The organism is Mesorhizobium muleiense (assembly GCF_900099905.1).
Taxonomy (GTDB): Bacteria; Pseudomonadota; Alphaproteobacteria; order Rhizobiales; family Rhizobiaceae; genus Mesorhizobium; species Mesorhizobium muleiense.
In genome coordinates this window covers 675,644-697,300 of the sequence record NZ_FNEE01000001.1, presented here as the reverse complement: position 1 = coordinate 697,300, position 21,657 = coordinate 675,644, and the positions used below count along the sequence as shown (strand labels likewise).

The 21,657-nt window shown below is 62.0% G+C and carries 25 protein-coding genes and 1 pseudogene; 7 read left to right on the top strand and 19 right to left on the bottom strand.

Annotated features, from left to right (window positions below; translation table 11 throughout):
* The first annotated feature begins 108 nt into the window (after positions 1–108).
* The 3 genes from BLT09_RS03275 to BLT09_RS03265 all read left to right on the top strand — a co-directional run bounded on the left by BLT09_RS03275 (position 109) and on the right by BLT09_RS03265 (position 2,437).
* The gene (locus BLT09_RS03275; RefSeq protein ID WP_091590590.1) at positions 109–432 is read left to right on the top strand and encodes an ArsR/SmtB family transcription factor; all 324 of its coding nucleotides are present in this window, start codon (positions 109–111) and stop codon (positions 430–432) included.
* On the top strand, positions 425–886 hold the full coding sequence (locus BLT09_RS03270) for an SRPBCC family protein (protein WP_091590588.1): 462 nt from the start codon (positions 425–427) through the stop codon (positions 884–886). Before BLT09_RS03275 ends, BLT09_RS03270 begins: the two co-directional genes overlap by 8 nt.
* A 285-nt stretch (positions 887–1,171) precedes the next feature.
* Positions 1,172–2,437, top strand: a complete 1,266-nt coding sequence (locus BLT09_RS03265; protein ID WP_091590587.1) for an epoxide hydrolase family protein — start codon at positions 1,172–1,174, stop codon at positions 2,435–2,437.
* Positions 2,438–2,578: 141 nt separating this feature from the next.
* On the opposite strand, the gene BLT09_RS03260 is transcribed toward BLT09_RS03265, so the two are convergent.
* From BLT09_RS03260 to BLT09_RS03240, 5 genes are all read right to left on the bottom strand, one after another.
* A complete protein-coding gene (locus tag BLT09_RS03260; protein WP_091590585.1) occupies positions 2,579–3,067 on the bottom strand; it encodes a molybdenum cofactor biosynthesis protein MoaE in 489 nt (162 codons plus the stop codon).
* A gap of 1 nt (position 3,068) precedes the next feature.
* Positions 3,069–3,326, bottom strand: a complete 258-nt coding sequence (gene moaD, locus BLT09_RS03255) for a molybdopterin converting factor subunit 1 (protein ID WP_023800670.1) — start codon at positions 3,324–3,326, stop codon at positions 3,069–3,071.
* A gap of 1 nt (position 3,327) precedes the next feature.
* The gene (pgsA, locus tag BLT09_RS03250) at positions 3,328–3,924 is read right to left on the bottom strand and encodes a CDP-diacylglycerol--glycerol-3-phosphate 3-phosphatidyltransferase (RefSeq protein ID WP_027152639.1); all 597 of its coding nucleotides are present in this window, start codon (positions 3,922–3,924) and stop codon (positions 3,328–3,330) included.
* Between the two features lie 97 nt (positions 3,925–4,021).
* Entirely contained in the window at positions 4,022–6,109 is a 2,088-nt protein-coding gene (gene uvrC / locus BLT09_RS03245) for an excinuclease ABC subunit UvrC (protein ID WP_091590584.1), read from the bottom strand.
* A complete protein-coding gene (locus tag BLT09_RS03240) occupies positions 6,106–6,882 on the bottom strand; it encodes an SDR family oxidoreductase (protein WP_091590582.1) in 777 nt (258 codons plus the stop codon). Before BLT09_RS03240 ends, uvrC begins: the two co-directional genes overlap by 4 nt.
* Positions 6,883–7,290: 408 nt before the next feature.
* Here BLT09_RS03240 and BLT09_RS03235 point away from each other — a divergent pair, with 408 nt between their 5' ends.
* Positions 7,291–7,941, top strand: coding sequence for an outer membrane protein (locus tag BLT09_RS03235; protein WP_091590581.1), 651 nt, complete (start codon positions 7,291–7,293; stop codon positions 7,939–7,941).
* A 75-nt stretch (positions 7,942–8,016) separates the two neighbouring features.
* On the opposite strand, the gene BLT09_RS03230 is transcribed toward BLT09_RS03235, so the two are convergent.
* The 3 genes from BLT09_RS03230 to BLT09_RS35450 all read right to left on the bottom strand — a co-directional run bounded on the left by BLT09_RS03230 (position 8,017) and on the right by BLT09_RS35450 (position 9,915).
* Positions 8,017–8,613: a glutathione S-transferase gene (locus tag BLT09_RS03230; RefSeq protein ID WP_091590873.1), complete on the bottom strand. Its 597-nt coding sequence runs from the start codon at positions 8,611–8,613 to the stop codon at positions 8,017–8,019.
* A gap of 223 nt (positions 8,614–8,836) precedes the next feature.
* Positions 8,837–9,541, bottom strand: coding sequence for a hypothetical protein (locus BLT09_RS34585; RefSeq protein ID WP_208602467.1), 705 nt, complete (start codon positions 9,539–9,541; stop codon positions 8,837–8,839).
* A 242-nt stretch (positions 9,542–9,783) separates the two neighbouring features.
* The gene (locus BLT09_RS35450) at positions 9,784–9,915 is read right to left on the bottom strand and encodes a hypothetical protein (RefSeq protein WP_268931371.1); all 132 of its coding nucleotides are present in this window, start codon (positions 9,913–9,915) and stop codon (positions 9,784–9,786) included.
* A gap of 141 nt (positions 9,916–10,056) precedes the next feature.
* On the opposite strand from BLT09_RS35450, the gene BLT09_RS03220 reads away from it, so the two are divergent.
* The gene (locus BLT09_RS03220) at positions 10,057–10,395 is read left to right on the top strand and encodes a transcriptional regulator (RefSeq protein WP_091590579.1); all 339 of its coding nucleotides are present in this window, start codon (positions 10,057–10,059) and stop codon (positions 10,393–10,395) included.
* Here the strand turns inward: BLT09_RS03220 and BLT09_RS03215 are convergent.
* The 10 genes from BLT09_RS03215 to BLT09_RS03170 all read right to left on the bottom strand — a co-directional run bounded on the left by BLT09_RS03215 (position 10,365) and on the right by BLT09_RS03170 (position 19,725).
* Positions 10,365–10,817: a hypothetical protein gene (locus tag BLT09_RS03215; protein ID WP_091590577.1), complete on the bottom strand. Its 453-nt coding sequence runs from the start codon at positions 10,815–10,817 to the stop codon at positions 10,365–10,367. The two genes, BLT09_RS03220 and BLT09_RS03215, sit on opposite strands and share 31 nt — an antisense overlap.
* 131 nt (positions 10,818–10,948) lie before the next feature.
* Positions 10,949–11,794: a 23S rRNA (adenine(2030)-N(6))-methyltransferase RlmJ gene (locus tag BLT09_RS03210; protein WP_091590576.1), complete on the bottom strand. Its 846-nt coding sequence runs from the start codon at positions 11,792–11,794 to the stop codon at positions 10,949–10,951.
* A 3-nt stretch (positions 11,795–11,797) separates the two neighbouring features.
* A complete protein-coding gene (locus BLT09_RS03205; protein WP_091590574.1) occupies positions 11,798–12,412 on the bottom strand; it encodes a hypothetical protein in 615 nt (204 codons plus the stop codon).
* A gap of 195 nt (positions 12,413–12,607) precedes the next feature.
* On the bottom strand, positions 12,608–13,708 hold the full coding sequence (locus BLT09_RS03200) for an ABC transporter ATP-binding protein (protein ID WP_091590572.1): 1,101 nt from the start codon (positions 13,706–13,708) through the stop codon (positions 12,608–12,610).
* A gap of 10 nt (positions 13,709–13,718) precedes the next feature.
* The gene (locus tag BLT09_RS03195) at positions 13,719–14,552 is read right to left on the bottom strand and encodes a carbohydrate ABC transporter permease (RefSeq protein WP_091590571.1); all 834 of its coding nucleotides are present in this window, start codon (positions 14,550–14,552) and stop codon (positions 13,719–13,721) included.
* Between the two features lie 13 nt (positions 14,553–14,565).
* Complete coding sequence (locus BLT09_RS03190; RefSeq protein ID WP_027152651.1) at positions 14,566–15,501, bottom strand: carbohydrate ABC transporter permease; 936 nt, start codon at positions 15,499–15,501, stop codon at positions 14,566–14,568.
* Between the two features lie 119 nt (positions 15,502–15,620).
* The gene (locus BLT09_RS03185; RefSeq protein WP_091590569.1) at positions 15,621–16,880 is read right to left on the bottom strand and encodes an ABC transporter substrate-binding protein; all 1,260 of its coding nucleotides are present in this window, start codon (positions 16,878–16,880) and stop codon (positions 15,621–15,623) included.
* Positions 16,881–16,907: 27 nt separating this feature from the next.
* Positions 16,908–18,083 (bottom strand): PLP-dependent transferase, encoded by a 1,176-nt coding sequence (locus tag BLT09_RS03180; protein WP_091590568.1) that lies wholly within the window; start codon positions 18,081–18,083, stop codon positions 16,908–16,910.
* Positions 18,080–18,814 (bottom strand): FadR/GntR family transcriptional regulator, encoded by a 735-nt coding sequence (locus BLT09_RS03175; protein ID WP_091590567.1) that lies wholly within the window; start codon positions 18,812–18,814, stop codon positions 18,080–18,082. Before BLT09_RS03175 ends, BLT09_RS03180 begins: the two co-directional genes overlap by 4 nt.
* A gap of 230 nt (positions 18,815–19,044) precedes the next feature.
* Entirely contained in the window at positions 19,045–19,725 is a 681-nt protein-coding gene (locus BLT09_RS03170; RefSeq protein WP_091590565.1) for a TetR/AcrR family transcriptional regulator, read from the bottom strand.
* Between the two features lie 189 nt (positions 19,726–19,914).
* Here BLT09_RS03170 and BLT09_RS03165 point away from each other — a divergent pair, with 189 nt between their 5' ends.
* Complete coding sequence (locus BLT09_RS03165) at positions 19,915–20,403, top strand: RidA family protein (protein WP_091590564.1); 489 nt, start codon at positions 19,915–19,917, stop codon at positions 20,401–20,403.
* A gap of 380 nt (positions 20,404–20,783) precedes the next feature.
* Here BLT09_RS03165 and BLT09_RS34175 read toward each other — a convergent pair whose 3' ends face one another.
* Positions 20,784–20,993: a hypothetical protein gene (locus BLT09_RS34175; protein ID WP_167366266.1), complete on the bottom strand. Its 210-nt coding sequence runs from the start codon at positions 20,991–20,993 to the stop codon at positions 20,784–20,786.
* Between BLT09_RS34175 and BLT09_RS03155 the strand changes: the two are divergent.
* Positions 20,914–21,638: pseudogene (locus BLT09_RS03155) on the top strand (haloacid dehalogenase type II). The gene BLT09_RS34175 and the pseudogene BLT09_RS03155 overlap by 80 nt on opposite strands.
* The last annotated feature ends 19 nt before the right edge of the window (positions 21,639–21,657 follow it).

Below are 21,657 nucleotides of genomic sequence, written 5' to 3'. Positions count from 1 at the left end.
CTTCCGCATCCGCATTTGCCATCAGGTGGCTAGAGTGATGATGGGCTCCCTGTCGCCTTCTTATGAATCGCCTTGACAGGCAACCAATTAGTTGCCTATATAAACGCGATGAGCATGGATGCCGTTTTCAAGGCGCTGGCCGATCCGACACGCCGGCAGCTGCTGGACAATCTCCACGCACGAAACGGGCAGACGCTAAACGCGCTTTGCAAAGAGATGGGCATGACACGGCAGGGAGTAAGTAAGCATTTGGCGATTCTGGAAGAAGCGAACCTCGTCGTGACGCGCCGCAGGGGCCGTGAGAAGGAGCACTACCTCAATCCAGCCCCTATCGCCGAAATAGCTGACCGCTGGATCGGCAAATTCGAGCAGGGGCGCCTGCGGGCGCTCGCCGATTTGAAGAAACGGCTGGAAGGACCGAGCGATGAGTAAGGCTAGCTTCGTCTACGTGACCTACATCCGCACAACGCCCGAGAAACTGTGGCAGGCGCTGACCGAGCCCGAATTCAATCGGCAATACTGGTCAGGCGCACACCAGGAGACGGATTGGAAGAAGGGCTCGCCCTGGAAGCTGGTCTTTGCCGACGGGCGAGTCTCTGACAGCGGCGAGATCATCGATATCGATCCGCCTCGGCGTCTTGTCATTAAATGGCGAAACGAGTTCTTCCCGGACATCAAGGCCGACGGCTTCACCCGCTGCAGCTTCGAGATCGAACAGGTCGACGACGTGACGAAGCTCACCATCACGCACGAGGCGGAGGTCGATGGTCCGCATAAGCTGATCGACGGCGTGTCGAAGGGCTGGCCGCTGGTGATGTCGAGCCTGAAGAGCTTGCTCGAAACCGGCCAGGGGCTGCCGCGGACAAACGAATCGCCGAGGGACTAACGGCCGGCTCGAGGCCTATCTGAACCTTGGCAGCACGTCACGACACGGACAATCAGTGGGCCGTACGGCGCGGGCGGATCAATCGGTGGCGCCCTCGCCATGGCATTTGCGCGGGAAGGCACAAGTGTCTTCTTGAGCGTTCGCACCTCGCGCCGTCTACCGCGTCGCAGAGGAGATCACCTCCGGCGGCGAGCCCGAGGCAGCGGCGCTGGAACGAATGCCTCGGAACGCATCCGAGTTGGAACGTTTGGGGCCCGACCCACACCGGCTTGAGAGGAGTTCAAGATGAGCAAATTTCGAACAAAGGCGCTTGGTTATGGAGCATCTACCGGTGCATTATCGCGTCGTTTGTTTCTGAAAGCGGCCGGTTCGACAGCTATCACAGCGACTGCCCTTGCGCGTGCGGGAAGCGTGTTCGCGCAACCCGCCATCACGCCCTTCGCCTATCGCACGCCACAAGCTGCGCTCGATGATCTGAAGCAACGTTTGGCGCGAGCGCGCTGGCCGGAACGCGAGACGGTCAGCGATTGGTCGCAGGGCGTGCCGCTCGGCAAGCTTCGCGCCCTCGTGGAATATTGGCGGAACGGCTACGACTGGCGGCGGTGCGAAAATACGCTCAACGGCTTTGCGCAATATCAAACCCGGATCGACGGGCTCAGCATTCACTTCCTGCACGTGCGCTCAAGCCATCCGAAAGCCCTGCCGGTCATCATCACACATGGCTGGCCAGGATCAGTCATCGAATTCCTCAAAGTCATTGAACCTTTGACGAACCCAACCGCGCATGGCGGCAGAGCCGAGGACGCATTCCATGTCATTGCCCCCTCTCTGCCGGGCTTCGGATTCTCCGACAAGCCCTCCGAGCGCGGTTGGAATGCAGACCGCATCGCCAGGGCCTGGGCAGAATTGATGCGCCGGCTAAGCTATGACCGGTATGTCGCCCAGGGAGGCGATTGGGGCGCACTCGTTACGACCAGGCTGGCGCAGCAGCGGCCGTCCGGCCTTGCAGCCATCCATCTCAACTTTCCGCAGGTGATTTCGGATCCGGTCCCTGTGCCACAATCACCAGACGAGCAGCGGGCCGTCGATGCACTGGCGCGATTTCAAACCGAAGATTTCGGTTATTACCAGCTGCAAATGACGCGCCCCCAAACGGTCGGCTATGCGCTCGCAGACTCACCCGTTGGACTGGCTGCCTGGATCTACGAGAAATTTCGCTTCTGGAGCGACAATGACGGTGATCCGGAGCAGGCGCTTACGCGCGACGAGATGCTTGACGACATCACGCTCTACTGGCTGACCAACACAGCGGCGTCTTCCGCGCGGATGTATTTCGAGAACGGCTTTACGCCGGCCTCCCGCGTTGAGCTTCCGGTCGGCTGCAGCATCTTTCCGGGAGAAATCTTTCGCGCTCCGCGCAGCTGGGCCGCTCGCGTTTATCCGAATCTCATCCACTGGAACGAGCTCGGCCGCGGCGGGCATTTCGCGGCGTTTGAAGAGCCGGATCTGTTTACGAAGGAGCTGCGCGACTGTTTCCGACACCTGCGCTGATTCCACGACGACGAGGCTGGATCGAAGGCGTAAATGGGCTCTGTAGCCTCGGCTGCTACGTGGTTCGCCTCAGCGGATGTCGGGCTTCCTTTTCGGGTCGAAAGTTGCCATTCGGCAAACCTCCGGCGGTGACGCGAAGCATCAATTTCGTTTCGGCACGGCCTGCTTCCAGCGGCTTGCGGCCTCGTCGTCGGCCTCCTTGGCGTCGACCCAGCCGCCTTGCGAGCCGTCGGTGTGGTGTTCCTTCTTCCAGAACGGCGCGCGCGATTTGAGATAATCCATCAGGAAGTTCGCCGCCTCGAACGCCGCCTGCCGATGCGCGGAGGCAGCGACCACCAGCACGATGTTCTCACCGGGCGCGATCCTGCCGTGGCGATGGATGGCGGTGAGCCCCTGCAGCGGCCAGCGGTGAACCGCCTCGGTGGCGATGCGGCCGATCTCGGCCTCGGCCATGCCGGGATAATGTTCGAGCTCGAGTGCCGCGAGCCTGCCTGCCTCGTCGCGGCAGAGACCCGAGAAAGTAACCACGGCGCCGATGTCGGCGCGGCCTTGCGTCATCCTGGCGATCTCGGCGGCGACATCGAAATCCTCCGCCTGGATGCGCACCGTCGGCACCACCGCGCCGGGCATTTCAGCCACCCGTCATCGGCGGGAACAGGGCGATCTCGCGCGCGCCTGATATCTTCTCGCGGTGCTCGACATGTTCCTGGTTTATGGCGACGCGGATCACGTCAGGATATTGCAGCGCGTGCTCGTACTCCTCGCCGCGCGATTTCAGCCAGCGCAGCAGGTCGGCCACCGTCTCGATGCCGGCGGGCAATTCGACGTCCTCTTGCGGCTTGCCGATCCGCTCGCGCACCCAGGCGAAATAGATGAGCCTCGTCGACATGCTACTCGTCCATGATGTGCTTGAGGCCGGCGCGGAAATAGTCGTAGCCGGTGTAAAGCGTCACCAGCGCGGCGATCCACAACAGCACCAGCCCGACCTGCGTGGTCAGCGGGAAGATCTTGTCGCCGGCAGGTCCGGCGAGCAGGAAGGCGATGGCGATCATCTGGATGGTGGTCTTCCACTTCGCCAGCTGCGTCACCGGCACCGAGACCTTCAGCGCCGCCAGATATTCGCGCAGGCCCGAGACCAGGATCTCGCGGCACAGGATGATGATTGCCGCCCACAGCGACCAGCCGGCGATGCCGGCATGCCTATCGGTATCGGCCGCCAGCAGCAGCAGGCATGTGGCGACCAGCAACTTGTCGGCGATCGGATCGAGCATCTTGCCGATATTCGAGGTCTGCTGCCAGGCGCGCGCCAGATAGCCGTCGAAATAATCGGTGATCGAGGCGAGCAGGAAAATGACCAACGCCGACCAGCGGGCGAAGTCGCTCGACTTCAGATGGCCTTCGAGAAAAAAACACAGCACAACCAGCGGCACCGCTAGGATGCGGACGTAAGTGAGCATGTTGGGCAGGTTGAATGCGCGCTGGGCCATTTCTTTGGAACTCTTTCTACCTGCCTACTCAAATCAGAAGCGAATGTGGGGGGTCAACAGATGATAGTCGATGGACCAGCCGAAAATAGCCGAATCATCAGCTCTCGTGAAAATGGTTGTAGACCAGCTTGGCGACCTGCTCGGAAATGCCATCGACCTTGACCAGATCCTCGATCGCGGCGCGGCTGACCGCCTTGGCGGTGCCGAAATGCATGAGCAGCGCGCGCTTGCGACCGGGACCGATGCCGCTGATCTCGTCAAGCGGGCTCTTGACCATCTCCTTCTTGCGGCGGGCGCGGTGGGAGCCGATGGCGAAACGGTGGACCTCGTCGCGCAGCCGCTGAACGAAATAGAGCACGGGGTCGCGCACGGGGAGCGAAAACGGTGGCTTGCCCCTGACGAAGAAGCGTTCGCGGCCGGCGTCACGGTCCTGGCCCTTGGCGATGCCGATGGCCTGGACGCGGTCCTCGATGCCGAGGTCGGCGAGGATTTGTCGTACCGCCGTCATCTGGCCCTGGCCGCCATCGATGAGGATGACGTCTGGCCAGGCCGGGAAGCCGCCTGCATCCTCGATATCGTCGCCCTGTTCGGCCAGGATGTCGTCCGCCGCCTGTTCGCTCCGCGGCACATCGCCATGTTCCTTCAGGAGGCGGGAGAAACGCCGCTCCATCACCTCGCGCATCATGCCGAAATCGTCTCCCGGCGTGATCTCGGTCGAGCGGATGTTGAATTTCCGGTACTGGTTCTTCACGAAGCCTTCCGGCCCGGCGACCACCATGGCGCCGACGGCGTTGGTGCCCATGATGTGGGAGTTGTCGTAGACCTCGATGCGCACCGGCGGTTTCTTCAGGCCGAAAGTCTCGGCGAAACCGGTGAGCAACCGCCCTTGCGTCGAGGTCTCGGCCAGCCGGCGGCCGAGCGCCTCACGGGCATTCTGCAGGGCGTTGTCGGTCAAATCCTTCTTCTCGCCGCGCTGCGGCACCGAGATCGCCACCTTGCGACCCGCGCGGGTGGAGAGCGCCTCAGCCAGCAATTCCTGGTCCTCGACGCCATGCGACAACAGGATGGCGCGCGGCGTCGGCTTGTCGTCATAGAATTGCGCCAGGAACGAGCCCAGCACCTCGGCCGCCTCCATCGCCGGATCGGCCTTGGGGAAATAGGCGCGGTTGCCCCAGTTCTGGCCGGTGCGGAAGAAGAAGACCTGGATGCAGACCTGGCCGCCTTCCTGATGGATGGCGAAGATATCGGCCTCGTCGACGGTCTGCGGGTTGATGCCCTGATGGCTCTGCACATGCGACAACGCCGCCAGCCGGTCGCGATAGATTGCGGCGCGCTCGAAATCGAGATTCTCCGCGGCCTGCTGCATGGCGGCGGAGATGTCGGTCTTCACCTTCTGGCTGCGGCCGGACAGGAAGTCCTTCGCCTCGGCGACCAGCCTGGCATAGTCACTATGCGAGATTTCGCCGGTGCACGGGCCGGCGCATCGCTTGATCTGGAACAGCAGGCACGGCCGGGTGCGGTTCTCGTAGAAGGAGTTGGTGCAACTCCTGAGCAGGAAGGCGCGCTGCAGCGAGTTGATGGTGCGGCCGACGGCGCCGGCCGAGGCGAAGGGGCCGAAATAGTCGCCCTTGCGCGAGCGCGCGCCGCGATGCTTGTAGATGCCGGGCGAGACATGATCGCCGGTCAGAAGGATGTAGGGAAACGACTTGTCGTCCCGCATCAGCACATTGAAACGCGGCCGCAAGCGCTTGATAAGATTTGCTTCCAGCAGCAGCGCTTCGATCTCGGTGCGGGTGACGACGAACTCCATCGTCGCCGTCTCACGCACCATGCGGCCGATGCGACTGGTGTGGAAACGGCCTTGTGCGTAATTGGTCACCCGCTTCTTCAGGCTGCGCGCCTTGCCGACATAGAGCACGTCGCCTGCGGCATTCATCATGCGGTAGACGCCGGGCGCGTTGGGCAGCCGTTTGACCAGCGTCTGGATGACTTCGGCGCCGACCATGCCGTCGGCATCGCCGGCATGCGGCGTCCAATCGATGGCGGTGAAGGCGACGTCAGGGCCACCGGAACCGGGCGTTGACGGCTCGACGATCTCCTCCGCCGCCTCGTCCTCGAGGTCGACATCGGGCGGCAGGTCGTCGGCGGCGCCGACACGTTTGTGTTTCTGGTCCATGGGACTCATTCGACAATGCCTGTCACATCGGGAGTCTGCCACGCAAGGTGCTGGCCGCCGTCGAGCGCGATCATCTGGCCGGTGACCGAGCTTGCGCCCCAGAGATAGCGGATGGTGGCGCCGAATTCAGGCAATTCCGGGCCGCGCTTCAGGATCAGGCCGTCGACCTGCGCGGCAAAGTCGCTGTCTTGCTGACGCGCGCTCTTCAGCGTCGGGCCGGGACCGATGGCATTGACGCGAATGCGGGGTGCCAGCGCCTGCGCCATCATCTGCGTCTGCGTCCACAATGTCGATTTCGACAGCGCATAGGAGAAATAGCGGGGCGTCGGGCGCCAGACGCGCTGGTCGATCATATTGACGATCAGCCCTTCCTCGCCTTCCGGCAGCGCGCGGGCGAATTGCTGCGCCAAAAATGCCGGCGCCTTCACGTGGATGGCGAAGTGACGGTCCCAGGCAAGCCAGTCGACGTCCTGAACCGTATCGTCCACGAACAGCGACGCATTGTTGACCAGCAGTGTAACAGGCCCGAGCGCGGCTTCGGCGCGGCCAACGAGGTCCTCGACCGCGGCCATGTCGGTCAGGTCGGCGGCGACCACAGCAGCGCGGCCACCCTGGCCAAAATGACCGCCGTTGATCCGCGCGGCCAATGCTTCCGCCTCGGCCCGCGAGCGGCTGCAATGGATGGCGACGGCAAAACCGTTCGCGGCGAGATCCTCGACGATCGCCTTGCCGATCCGCTGGCCCCCGCCCGTCACCAGCGCCGTTCCAGCGGCCTTGCTCATCCTGTCAATCCTCAATGGGGCTCGATTTTGAGCCAGCCGGCAAAATATGGCCGGCGAAGCGTTAAATGCCGTTCGGACCTTGGGCAGCATTGTGGCAAAGCGGCCGGATCGGTCTTTCGACTGTGGCCGGGACTCGGCCTGCCAACCGCAATATAGGACTACGGACCCCTTGCTCCAAGCGTCGTCCAGCGCGGCACGGCTAAGCCTCCTGACACCATCTGTTGCGCGGATGCAACGTCAAAGTTCGGCCTTATTCGTGCCAGGTAATGACCCAAGTTCAGGTTCGCTTCAGCCGTATTTTGACACGACATTCGGAACCGTTGAGCGCCAGACCCGTTTTTCCCCCCGACGGGTTGAGGGCGCTTGTGAAAAGCAAGCCTGTGCCTGTGGCTTAAGGAGTAAAGAACAATGCAAGCCAATCTTAAATTTGCGCGACCGCTGGCGGTGGCGTTCGGGCTCTTCGCCCTCGGCGGAACCGCCTATGCTGCTGACGTCATCGCGGAAGAGCCGCCGGCCCCCGCCCCGATCGCCGAACTTCCGGTCGCTTCCTGGGCCGGTCCCTATGCCGGTGTGAGCGTCGGCTACGGCTTCAGCGGTCACGCCGATGCCGAGGATATCGGCACTGACGTCGACACCGATGGTTTTGTCGGCGGCGTCTTCGGCGGCTATCAGTGGCAGGCGGAGAACTTCGTCTACGGTGCTGAAGCCGATATCGGCTATAGCGGCATCGAGGGCGACGATGGCGGCGTCGAGGCCAAGGGCGGCTTCGAAGGCTCGCTGCGTGCCCGCCTCGGCTACGCCGTCACCCCGGAAATCCTGCTCTACGGCACCGCCGGTGGCGCGCTCAAGAACCAGGAGATCGAAGCGCTCGGCGCCAGTGACGAAAACACCATGCTCGGCTGGACGGCCGGCGTCGGTACCGACATCAAGATCACCGACAATGTGTTCGGCCGTGTCGAGTATCGCTACACCGACTTCGGCGACAAGGACTTTGACGGTATCGGCAAGGTCAAGTCGACCGACAACCGCGTCACCTTCGGCGTCGGTATGAAGTTCTAAAATCGTCCAAGCCACGACACGAAAAAGCCGGGCCTCGTGCCCGGCTTTTTTTATGACCCCTTCTCTGGCTGCCGCTCACGCCGGGGCGCAGGGTTTCAGCTCCGGAAACTTCTCGTCAAATCGCGCCGCCCAGCGGACCAGCCTGCTGCGGCCCTTTTCCCATTTTCCGGCAAAGCGCAGTGAGAGATAGCCAAGGCAGGCGCGTAGCGCCAGCTGGCCGGCGGTGATCTTCTTTGGCAGTTTTGGCGGATTGGCGTTGAGCAGGTCGAGCGCGCTGGTGATCTTCGCCCACTGGCGGTCAAGCCACGGCTGATAGACCATATCCTCGGGGCGCGTGCGCCGCTCATAGACCATCGACAGCGCGCAGTCGCAGATGCCGTCGGCCAGCGCTTCAAGCACTTCCGCCTCGAGGCGCTTGTCGGGATTGCGCGGAAACAGCGCGTTCTTCGACATGCGGTTGAGGTGCTGGGTAATGGCGCGGCTATCGTGGATCGAGCGGCCGTCGTCGAGCACCAGCACCGGGATCTTGCCGAGTGGATTGGCGTCGATCAGCTCAGCCGGTTTGTCTTCGGTTTTTATCGGCACGAGTTCGACGGCGATGCCGGCATAAAGCGCGGCCATGCGCACTTTGGAACTATAGGGTGACGTGGACGCGTAGAGCAGTCTGGGCATGATCGGGTTCCTGTTTGCCGAGTACAGAGCATGGACGCGCAAAGGCCGCTGTAGCACTTTGAATTTGCGTATGATCCATTTCCGCGACACTGTTGGCCGGACATCCCGACATGATCAACAGCCCACAGGCGGAAAAACCGGGCGCCACGGCGAACGACCGTCCTCTTCCACGATCCGCAGGCAGATGAGCGGTACAGTGCCAGCCTGAGAGCATCTGAACAGGTCAGACGGGTTCGAAACCGAGCCAACTCGGTTTTGCACCAAGAATTTCTCTCCCGGCACAGAGAAATGCCCCACCGGACTTCGCCATAAGGCGAAGTCCTGGGCGCTGCGAAAAGCTGTCTTCCCTCCGCCTCTGTTGCTGCCCGAGCACTGACCCTGCGAGCGAGGCGCCTATCCGGCACCCGCCCTCAACCGTCCTCAGCACTGTCCTCCGCGAGCGAAGAAGCGCGATTACTTCTTGGCCTTCGCGGTCGCGGCCTTCGCCTTTGGTTTGGCCGCAGGCGCTGCTTTCTTCACCGCTACCGAAGACTTCGCTGCCGCCGCTTTCTTTGCCGGCGCAGCCTTCTTTGCGGGTGCAGTCTTGGCAGGCGCAGCTTTCTTCGCTGCCGGCTTGGCCGCGGCCTTTGCAGCCGGCTTCTTGGCCGGCGCTGCTTTTGCCTTGGCGGGCGCAGCCTTGGCCGGTGCTGCTTTCTTCACTGCCGGTTTTGCCGCAGCCTTCGCAGCCGGCTTCTTGGCCGGCGCTGCTTTTGCCTTGGCCGCGGCGGCCTTCGGCTTGGCAGCAGGTGCTGCTTTCTTCACAGCGGCTGCGGCCTTTGCCGCCACTGCCTTTACTGGTGCTTTCTTTGCCGGTTACTGGTGCTTTCTTTGCCGGTGCCTGCTTTGCCGGTGACTTGGATGCCGGCGCTTTGGATGACTGTTTAGCCATATCATGCCCCTTAGTTGTGCCGACGGCCGTTAATGACCCGGCGCGTAATGCATATCTGACTCGCGCTTGTCTAGCCAGCGAAGCATCATCATGATTTTTTCAGTTTAAGTTTTGGTTACAGGCGACACACGCTCGTGCTGATTTCGCAAAATGCCGTTGCTGCTCTTCGATCTTTGCGGACGGTTTGCGACAGACATTCTGCGCGCTTTGCCGGAACCAATCCCACTACAAAGCGCTGAAGCTTAGCAAGCCTTTTTTGTTCGTTGATCGTCGACCGACACCACCATGACGGCTGCTTCATCGATCTCATCTTCTTGTTCTAGCAGGCGATCTACACAAGCTGCAGAAGCAAAGCGCGGCAATTCCGCTGCCATGATTTGTCCGCGGTTGACAGATTACTCTATTGGGCAGAGTATTCTGAATCATCTGGAAGAGCGCATGTCATTCGCGCAATATCGGGCGGCGCTGTCCCAGATCAGTGAGACTGAACGCCGGACACCACAGCAGGCCCGATAATGGCTGCCGACGAAATCATCCACCAGAGCGTGCGGCTCAGGATCATGGCGGCGCTGAATTCTCTGGGACGGCGCGAAGCGCTGGAATTCACCCGATTGAAGCTCATCGTCAATGCGACCGACGGCAATCTCGGCGCGCATATCGATACGCTTGCCACGGCGGGCTATGTCGATGTCGAAAAGCTGTTTGTCGGACGTCGACCGCAGACGCGGGTCAAGGCGACGTCAGTCGGACGGCGCGCCTTTCGCGGTCACGCCGCCTTCCTTCGTGCCATCCTCGATGAGGCGGAGCAGCCCGGCAAACGCGTTCAGCGCAGGACGCGGCAGCGGCCGTTGTAGACCATCCAGCGGTCGAAGCCCGCGACGCAGAATTCGACATTATCGCCGATCGAGGCAAAGCCCTGCCCTTCCTCGATCAGATACCAGATGGTGCGGGCGTGGCCGTCGGACAGGCTGACGGTAGCGCCGCAATAGCGGCGGCCGATCGGCCAGGTTTCGTTGGCTGGCAGATAGCGATTCTGGTGGATGCCCTGGAAATCGACAATCGCGACGTCGGGCAGATTCGGCACGTGGTGCACCTGGTAGGAGAAGCGGCTGGTGATCTTGTTCAGCACCCAGGCCTCACCGCAAACGCCGCTGTCTTCTTCGGTATAGACGGCAAGGTCGGCCGCCTTTGCTGGCTGGGTGACAGAGAGGGACGTTCCGAGCGGCGTGCAAAGCGCTATCAGTGCGGCAAGGGCGGATTGGGCGAAGCGAGTCATGGCAGCCTCATATGGTCGACTGCGCACACTGTGCGGATTCGCTTGCGCGCGGTCAAGCGGTTGTAGCGACAATGGTTTCCTAGTTTGAAACTGCCTTCAACCAGGACAGGCGCGCGGATAGCTCTGCCGCCCTACGCCGCCAGCCAGTCCAGCGTCCAGTGCGCCGGTTTTTCAATGACAAGCAATTTGTGCAAAGCCGGCAGCAGCGTGCGCAATTCGCCTTCCAGCGTGAACGGCGGGTTGACCACCACCATGCCGCTGCCGTCGAGGCTGGGCTCGGCCGATGGGGGCCTGATCTCGAAGCCGATGTCGAGCAGCTTCGGGACACCTGACTGCGCCAGCGACTTGCGGAATGCGGCGACCGCCTTGCGGTCCTTGACCGGATACCATAACGCATAGACGCCGCCGGGCCAGCGCTTGTGGGCTTTGCGCAGCCCATCGACGAGGCGGTCGAATTCGCCCTCCTCCTCGAAGGGCGGATCGACCAGCACGAGGCCGCGCTTTTCCTTCGGCGGCAGATGCGCGCCGAGTGCCAGCCAGCCGTCGAGCTCGATCACCCGGGTCTGGAAATCGCCTTGGAACAGCGCCCTCAGCTTCGCGGCGTCCTGGCGGTGCAACTCGATCGCCGACAGCCGGTCCTGCTTGCGCATGAGATGACGCGCGATCAGCGGTGAGCCCGGATATTTTTTCACGCCGCCTTCAGGATTGAGCGAACGGACGGCTTCCAGATAAGGCGCCAGTAGCGCTGCCGCCGGTGCGTCAAGCGCGGCATCGACCAGTCGGCCGATACCGCCTTGCCATTCGCCGGTCTTTTGCGCTTCAGTCGACGACAGGTCGTAGCGGCCGATGCCGGCATGGGTGTCGATGACGCGAAAGGCCTTGTCCTTCTGCTTCAGATATTCGACGAGCCGGCTCAGCACGACATGCTTGACGACATCGGCGAAGTTTCCGGCGTGATAGGCGTGGCGGTAATTCACGATCTAGTTCGAGCCCCTGCCCCAGCGTGGCGGCGGCGGCTGCGAGTTCGGATTTTGCGGCCGGCGGCCGCCGAAACGCAACGCCAACAGCAGCCCGATCAGGCCGGCCGCTATCAGCGAGAAGCCGACCGGCCGCGCCCGGCGATCGATCTCGCCGACCCCGGAACGCAGCACGAGGTCCACTGCCCGCATCTCGATGCCTTCGACGTCGCCCGGGCCGATGGTGAAGAGGTACGGGCCGGGGATAACCTTCGCGATCAGGCCGGCTTCGTCGCGAAAGATCTTGTCCGGCAGTTGCGGGCTGACCTGGCGCGGATTTTCCGAATGGTTGAATTGCAGCGTTGAGGCGAGCACGGTCCTGCCGCCGGTGGCGGCGGTCAGCGTCAGCACCGTGCGTTGTTGCGAGACGACTATGCGTTCGGTTCTCGCGGTGAGGTCGACCAGCACCCGCACCGGCGCGTCGCGAGCGGCCAGCGGCACCGTCGCCGGCATGAACCGACCCTGCTCGTAGACCCGCCATGTGCCGATCTCATGGCCGGAGAAATTGGTCATCGCCCAGGGATAGACGACGCCGATGCCGATGCCGGCGAGCAGGATCAGAAGAAACAGAAAGCGCATGCGCTCGACTACCTTGCCCGGATTATCAGCATTAGCGCCGCCGTGGCGCGTTCCATCCCGTCCCAAAGCCATGTCGAGGCCGAGATCAAATGTCGTATCGAATTCGGCAGTGCCAAGATAGACAATAGCATCGGACCCAAAGGTGGGAACCGGTTTTGGGAGAATCCTAATGATCTGAACGCCCGATGAGGAGGATCAGCCCTTCCCCTTCTGGGGGCTCGTTTCAAACGCGCGCATTCCAGTCTCGTCGAACAAATGCAGATGTTGCGGCGGGAAAGCCACCGTCACCGTCGGGCCAGCCGTCAGCGCCGCCCTGTCCAGCGTGAAGACGTTGAACGGCAGGCCATGCAGGCCGAGATGCAGGATGATGCCGAAGCCGGTCGGCTCGATCAGGTCGACCGTCGCCCTCAGGCGGCTCTCCGATGCCGGCGACATCTCGACATGCTCCGGCCGGATGCCGAGCGTCACCGCCGCGCCTTCCTCCAGTTGATAACCAGACGAAAGCCCAATCAGCGTTCCGTCAGGCAATCGTGCGCCGGCCGTGCCTGCGCCGACCTCATAGCGCGCCGACAGAAAATTCATCGCCGGCGATCCGATGAAGCCGGCGACGAACAGGTTGGCAGGGCGGTCGTAAAGCTCCAGCGGGCTACCGACCTGCTGCACCACGCCCTCATGCATGGCGACGATCCGGTCGGCCAGTGTCATCGCCTCGATCTGGTCGTGAGTGACATAGATCGAGGTCGCGCCGAGATCGCGGTGCAGCTTCTTGATCTCTGCCCGCATCTGCTCACGCAAGCGCGCATCGAGATTGGACAGCGGCTCGTCGAACAGGAATGCCTTGGGCTGTCGCACGATCGCGCGGCCCATCGCCACGCGCTGGCGCTGACCGCCCGACAGCGCCTTCGGCCGTCGCGCAAGCAGCGGCTGCAGCTCAAGCTTCCTGGCTGCATTGCTGACGGCGGCCGTGATCTTCTCGCGGGCAGCCTTCCGGATGCGCAGGCCGTAGCTCATGTTCTCGGCGACATTCATGTGCGGATAGAGCGCGTAGGACTGGAACACCATGGCGATGTCGCGGTCCTTGGGCGCCCGCTCATTGACGCGCATGCCGTCGATCCGGATCTCACCTTCGGTCACCTCCTCGAGCCCGGCGATCATGCGCAGCAGCGTGCTCTTGCCGCAGCCCGACGGTCCCACCAGCACCACGAACTCGCCGTTCTCTATCGACAGGTCGACGCCATGCAGCACGGAGACGACGCCGAAATTCTTGCGGACGTTGCGGATGTCGATCGATGCCATTGAACCTCACTCAGCCCTTGACCGCGCCGGCCGTCAGGCCCTGGACCAGATAGCGCTGGATGAACAGGAAGAAGAGGCAGGCCGGAACCAGCGCCAGCACGCCGGCCGCCATCATCTGCCCGAAATCGACCGAAAACTTCGACACGAAGGTGAGCAGACCGACCGGAAACGTGGCGGCGCTGTTGCCCGAAATCAGCATCAGCGCGAACAGCAGTTCGCTCCATGCGGCGGTGAATACAAAACCCAGCGTCGCCGCAATGCCGGGCAGCGTCAGCGGCAGGACGATCTGACGAAACGCCATGAACCGCGTGGCGCCATCGATCTTGGCCGCCTCCTCCAACTCCCTGGGAATGCCGTCGAAAAACGACTGCATCAGGAACGTCGCGAAGGGGATGTTGAAGGCGGTGTAGACGACCACCAGCCCGGTCAGGCTGTTGGTCAGCCCGAGCGGCGAGAGCATCTTGAAGATCGGCGCAACCAGCATCACCAATGGAAACATCTGGGTGAGCAGCATCAGCGCGACCAGCCAGTATTTGCCGCGGAAGGTGAAGCGCGACAGCGCATAGCCGGAGAGAGACGCAAGCAGCGTCACGATCACGGCCGTCGCGCCGGCAACGATCATGCTGTTCCTGAAGAAGACCGGGAATGCGCTGTGGGCCAGCACGAAGCGGAAATGTTCAAAGCTCATCCGTGACGGCCACATGCGCACGCCCTCGGAATAGAGCAGGTCGTTCGGCGTGACCGATACTTTCAACAGCCAGAACAGCGGGAACAGTGCAAAGAGGACGTAGCAGAGGATCGCCAGGCGGTGCAGCGCGGTGCCGAAGGTCGAATAGCTGTTCATCTGGTCATCCCGATCAGGCCCGATCCATCAGGACTTGCCGCAGCATGACGATCAGCATCGAATAGGCGAGCAACAGGACGAGCAGCACCAGCGCAATGGCCGAGGCATAGCCGAAATCCAGGGCCCTGAAGGCTTGCGTGAAGATGTAGCTCGCGACGATCTGGGTGCGGTCGGCAGGCCCGCCGCTGGTCATGACGATGATCAGGTCGGCGAAGTTCGAGATCCAGACGGTGCGCAACAGCACGGTGATCGCAATGGTCGGCGCAAGGAACGGCAAGGTGATCGACGTGAACCGCCTGAATGCCCCGGCGCCGTCGATCGCCGCCGCCTCGTAGAGGTCGCGCGGAATGGCCTGGAGCGCGGCCAACAGCGTGATGGCGAAGAAGGGAATGCCCCACCAGACGTTGGCGATGATCGGTCCCCACATGGCAAGCTGCGGATTGGAAAGGATGTTGGCCGGCTCATTCATGAGGCCGAGCGCATAAAGCCAATGCGGCAGCGGTCCGATGACGGGGTTGAACAGCCACGCCCAGTTGAGTCCGGTGAGGAAAGTCGGTACCGCCCAGGGCAGGAACACCAGCGCCTGCGCTATGGCGCGGCCGGCGAACGGCCGGTCGAGCAACAGCGCCAGGATCAGGCCGAACACGAATTGCAGCAAGACGGACGCGCCGGTCCACCACAGCGTGTTGCGCAGCGCCCGATAGAAATTGTCGTCGTCATAAAGGGTGCGAAAATGATCGAGCCCGACATAGCCGCCGGAGAAGGGGTTGAGCAAGTGCACGTCGCGGAAGGCGTAGGACAGGCCTAATACCAGCGGCGCCAGCATGATGGTGACGATCAGAATCAGCGCCGGGGCGGTGTAAAGATATGGCTCGGCATGGCGCGTGATCCGGTCGACCAGCGACCGGCGGCGCGATTCCGGGAACCCGGCGGTGGCGTCAAAAACCATCAGCTAACGCTTTCGCTCCAATTGGCCATCCGCCCAATCGACCATCCTTCCAACCCACCTTGGACGAGAGCTATCGGAGCCACCCGCGATGGGCGGCTCCGATGCCTGGCGTCCGCCGTTTATTTCTTGGCCAGGTATTTCTGCTGCGCCTTGGTCAGATAGTCGGCCCACTGGTTGGCCATTTCCTCTGGCGTGATATCGCCAAGCAGTGCCTGTTGACTGGTCTTGATGACCATCGAGTCCTTGAAGAAGGCGAACTCCTCGAGATAGGTCGGCATAACCGTTGGCACCGCATCCTTGTCCTCGAGTTCAGCGAACCAGCCCTTGAACTGCTCGCTTGCGTAGAAGGGATCCTTTTCGGCCGACTTGTGGACCGGCAGTGCTCCGGTGCGTTTGTTCCATTCGACATTGCCCTCGGGCCCTTCGAGCGTTTCGATCAGCTTCCAGGAGAGGTCCTTGTTCTGGCTGGCCGCCATCATCGACCAACCGGCATAGCCGATGGTCGGGAACGTCTTGCCGCTCGGCCCCTTCGGCATGGTCGTGACGCCGTAGTCTTCCGGCTTCATCCGCTCGGCTATCGCGATCAGCGCGTCTGGATCCTGATCAAGCATTGCGCAGGTGCCGGTGTAGAATCCCGCGACGATTTCGTTAAAACCCCAGTTGACGCTGTCCTTCGGCGCCAATCCCTTCTTGTACAGATCGACGACCCAGGTCAGTCCCTTGACCCAGCCCTCGCTGTTCATGGTCGAGGTGCCGTCCTCATTGAAGAACTTGTTGGAGCCGGCCATGGTTGCGCCGAACATGATCCAGCCGTTGAGGCCACCCGGCCCGCCGCGCAGGCAGTAGCCATATTTGCCTGGAAGCTTGGATACTTTCTCCGATGCCGCCACGAACTCGTCCATCGTCTTGGGCGGCTCGGTGACACCAGCCTCCTTGAACAGCTTCCTGTTGTAGAACATCGCCCGCAGATAGAAGCCGTAGGGCAGCATGTAGGCGGTGTTGTTCACGTCGCGGCCGAGTTCGAGCGCGCGATCGGTGAGGCCCGAGGTGTGCTCCCATTTGGCAACATAGGGTTCGAGGCTTTCGAGAAGGCCGTTGTTGGCATAGAGCGACAGCCAGGTGTCCGGCATCTCCATGACGTCGGGGATTTCGCCGGCAGACACCATGGTCGCGAATTTCTGGAACGCCTCGCCCCAAGGCAGCGAGATCACCTCGACCTTGGTGCCCGGGTTGGCCGCCTCGAACTTGGCGACGATCGACTTCAGGGTTTCGGTACGCTCGGGGCTGGTGATCACCTCCACGAGCTTCAGCGTCGTGTCGGCGAGTGCAGCACCCGACATCAGTACGGTGGCGAATGCGGCGATAAGAAGCTTCTTCATTTTCCGTTCCCTTCTTGTCTGGTTGCTTCAGGTCTTTTCTGCGGAAGCGGCGTCGATCGCCGTTTCCAGGTCACTCCACAGCGCCTCGGTTCCCTCGAGGCCGACATGGAGACGCACGGACCGCGGATGGACGCCGAACGCCATCGCGGAATTGGGTTGGGTTTTCTGCTGCAGCACGACCTCGCCGGGCACGATGAGGCTTTCGTGGCCGCCCCACGACACGCCCAGCTTGAACAGCTTGAGGCGGTCGGCAAAGGTGCGGATGTCGATGCCGTCGCGGAAGACAAATGAGAACAGGCCCGACGTGCCGGTGAGCCCCGCGGGAAGCAGGTTGGCCAACCCTGGATGGCAGACCCTCTCAACGATTGGATGATCCCGCAGGCGCCGTGCGATTTCGAGGCCGGAGGCCTGATGCGCGCGCATCCGGATCGGCAGTGTGCGCAAGCCGCGAATCAAGAGCCAGGCATCGAATGGCGACAGCTTGCCGCCGAGATATGGATAGGCTTCGCCGCGGATGCGGCCGATCAATTCCTTCGAGCCCGCGACCACGCCGGCCACCACGTCGCTGTGGCCGCCCAGGTACTTGGATGCGGAGTGGACCACAACGTCGACGCCGAGCGATAGCGGCCGCTGAAAGACCGGGCTGGCCCAGCTGTTATCGATGATGGTCGGGATGCCGCGGGACTTTGCCAGCGCAGCGAGCGCGCCGATGTCATGCGTTTCCATGACCCAGCTGGTCGGGCTTTCCATATAGAACAGCCTGGCGCCAGGCAGCGCGCTCGCGACAGCCGCCTCGTCGCGCCCGTCGACATAGGTCACCTCGATGCGCATGCGCGCGAGCAACGTCCCGAACAGTCTGAACGCGTCCGGGTAGATATGCCTGACCGCGACAATGCGGTCGCCCGGTTCGACGAAACTCAGCACGGCCGATGAGATGGCGGACATGCCGCTTGCAAAGCCGATCGCGTCCTCGGCGCCCTCCAGCTTTGCCAGCATTTCCTCGAACATGCGCACCGTCGGGTTCAGCCCGCGCGTGTAGGTCGGCCGCACTTTTTCGCCGCGGTATGTTTCGAGCATCTCGTCATAATTCGAGAAGGTGAAGAGCGAGGTCTGCACGATCGGCGGGACGACGGCATCGAAGGCGTTGCCCTCGTCATGGGCGGCGATCAGCGAGGCCTGGTCGAAAAAATCCGGGCCATTCATTTCGACATTTCCTCGATATCCTCTTCCACGATCTCGAGGATCTTCAGCGTTTTTCCGCGCGCCAGCTCCGCGTCCCCGGCGACGATGGCATCGAACAGCTCACGGTGATACGGGAACGATCGCCGCGCGAAATCCTGCCGGTCGAAAGGATGGTCCCAGAAGCGCTCGAACGCTTCGCGCATCTGCCCCAGGAGTTGCCGGAAAAGCGGGTTATGCGTGGCATCGTAGACCGCCAGGTGAAAGGCCAGGTCTTCCGGCCCCGACGTGCCGGTGGCGAGATGGACGCGCTCCATCTCGATGAGTTTTTCCTCGATCGTCCGCAGATCGTCGACTGTCCGCCGCCGCGCCGCAACCATGCTTGCCTCGGCCTCGATGCCGCGGCGCACCTCGAGGGTATGCAAGAGACCGTCGCGTAGCTCAGCCGTATTGAGCGACAGCGGCAGATGGATCGTGCCGGCGGATATCGGCTTGAGAAGATAGGTGCCGCTGCCTTTGCGGGTCTCGGTGACGCCGAGCGCTTCGAAACGCCCCATCGCCTCGCGAATCGTCGAACGTCCCACGGAAAGCGCGGCCATCAATTCGCGTTCGGTCGGAAGCCGGTCACCGCTCTTCAGCGCAGCGCGCTCGACATAGTCTGCCAGCGCTTCCATGACTTGTTTGCCGCGGTCCAACGGCGGGAGCGTGGCGATTGCCACACGCGTGGCAGGTGCCCCGGGCAGTTCGCCGCGCATACGCATGGGTACCTATGCCCGAAATTGGTCTGACATCTTAGCAGTTTTGCGCGCCACCGGCCTTTCGTCAAGTGGCCTCGGCAGTGCAGAGGTTGCATTTCGGCTAACACCCATTGCGGAACCCTGGACGTTGCCGCGTCTTCTCCGACCTTGCAAAAATCAGCTGCAAAACTGTGATTTTAATCAGCGATTTTGCGACAGTCGCTTTCAGCCAAAGCTACCGTTCAGCCTCATTTTGGAGAGAGGCCATCGAGCAGGAAGCCGAGGCCATTCTTGAAAGCGCCGTCCCAATCATTGTCCAACAGCAGACGAGAGCGTTCGATTGTCGGATAACGTTCGCTGAGACGTGTAAGGCGCTGCTGCGCAGCGGCCCTGTCGTCGTCCGAGAGGTCGAAGCTCGCCCGGGTGATGGTGGCGCCCATCACATAGTTCCAGAGCGACCATATCGCAGCGTTCACATCTGCGTCCGCAACGCCGGCTCTGGACAACGTCTTGCTCAGCAGTTCCAAGCGACCGAGGATGTTCGGGCCGAGCGCCCGGCGCGGCAACAGCGTTGCCGACCAAGGGTGGCGCAGCATGCTGGCGCGCCAGTCTTCGAGCACATGAACGACTTCTCCGCGCCAGTCTTGAGCTATTTGCGGCGGTCCGCGATATTCAAGCACCGAGTCGAGCGCCAGATCAAAGACATCCTCTTTGTTGTCGACGTGCCAATATAGGCTCATCACGCCCGAGCCGAGGCGATCGGCCAGCCGACGCATCGTCAATCCGTCGACTCCTTGAGCGTCAAGCAGTTCCACCGCGGTCGCCACGATACGTTCCCGAGAGAGCGGCGGTTCACTGCGCGGCTCCTGCAAGGGCTGGAGCCGCTCATTTATCCCTCGTTTGCTCCGGCCGCTGCGTTTGGCCGCCATCCGTCTTCCTCGCTGTTCAGAACGTCGATTTTGAGCGGCAACGCGAACGAATGTCGATCTGAACGATTGACTCGTACGGCGTACCATACGATGACTCGTACGTCGCACGAGTCATCGTATGGGCGACACGGTTAAAGTTCAATAATGCCGGCCGCGAGGGTACGTTGCTCGCATAGCCAAGAGAAAATCATGTCACGCGCAATCAAGCATCTGCTTATCGAAGGGCTAATCATCATGACCATGGGAGTTCCCACTGCCACGACAGCCAATGAGAAGGATCTCAAGCTGACCATCGTCAATCCACAAAACCTCTACGACCCGTCGCCAAATGGCTACAGCACGGCGGTGATCACGCCGCGCGGAGCCCGGGTGGCCTACATCTCCGGACAGGGCGGGCAAGACAGCACGGGAGCCTTGTCGCCCGACTTCGCTGTCCAGGTTGAGCAGGCCTACACAAATTTGCGCACCGCCCTCGATGCGCTCGGTGCGAGGCCGGATCAGGTCGCCAAGCTCACCGTCTTCGTGGTCGATCACGATATGTCCAAGCTCGAGGTGTTGACCAGGAACGTCAAAAAAATGTTCGGTGAAGCGCTGCCGGCGCAGACTCTGATTCCCGTCCCCAAGCTTGCAATTGACCCCATGTTCTTCGAGGTGGAGGCCGTCGTCATTCTGGAATAGTGGTGCCGCTCGCCACTTGGAGTTCACGGACGAGGCGATGCCCAGCGACCGAGCCCAGAAGATGATCTGGGAGTACTTTCAGCGGGATCAAAAGGTAATGGGACGCCGGGTCGGCCTCGCATTTGGAGGCTGCGATCTTGAACTCTCGTTGAGAAGCGACGGGTTCAGTTTTCGTTGGTGCCCGCCCTCGACGCCGAAGGGCCATCACTCGTTTACGATCCGAGTGATCCACAATACCCCTTCAAGGGTCACGGTCCGCAAAAGATCTGGCTCAAGGCAAACGAATGAAGGAGGGTGGGCGCGATGGTGGCGCCCGCCACCCTTCCGCTCATGCCGGTACCGGGTTGTTGCCGGCGCCCAGGCCACTGGAATATTTCAATCTAATTGGCACAGCCGTCATAGCGCGTAAGCCCGACCGCATCGCCGAGCAAATCGGCAAGGCCGTGAAAAAGGGGAAAACGAGGCAGGCGACGAAAGAAAAATAATGTGCGGATCAAGGAGCCGAATGTGATGGCATTGGATGGCGTACGTGCGTTGGTATTCGACGTGTTCGGCACTGTTGTCGATTGGCGCAGCGGCGTGGCGCGCAATGCTGAGCCGTTCCTGAAGCGGCATGGAGCAGGATCCGCTATTCCTACCGCTTTCGCGGATGCGTGGCGTCGCCGTTACTCTCCAGCGATGGAGGAGGTGCGCAGCGGCCGGCGGCCCTTTACACGGCTCGACGTGCTGCATCGGGAGAATCTGGAAGCCATATTGCCAGAATTCGGGATCGACCCGGCTTCGGTGCCAGCGTCCGAGTTGGACGAACTGAACCTGGCATGGCACCGATTGGAGCCATGGCCGGACGTGGTGGCCGGCCTTGCACGGCTCAGGGCCCGCGCTATATCATCGCGCCGCTCTCGAACGGCAACATCGTCCTCATGCTCAATATGGCGAAGCGCAGTCGCATCCCTTGGGATGCGATCCTCGGCGCCGAAGTCGTGCAAGCCTACAAGCCTGCGCCGGAAGCCTATCTTCGCACCGCTGACGTCCTGTCAATGAAGCCGGATGAGATCTGTCTTGTGGCCGCCCACAATGGCGACCTTGCAGCGGCTCGGGCATGCGGATTGCGAACAGCCTTTGTCCCGCGTCCGACCGAGCACGGGGTAGCGCAGACCACGGATCTGCACCCTGATCAAGCCTGGGACCTGGTGGCCAGCGACTTCATTGACTTGGCTGAACGACTTCAGTTGTAGCAACCCCAGGTTGCTGATC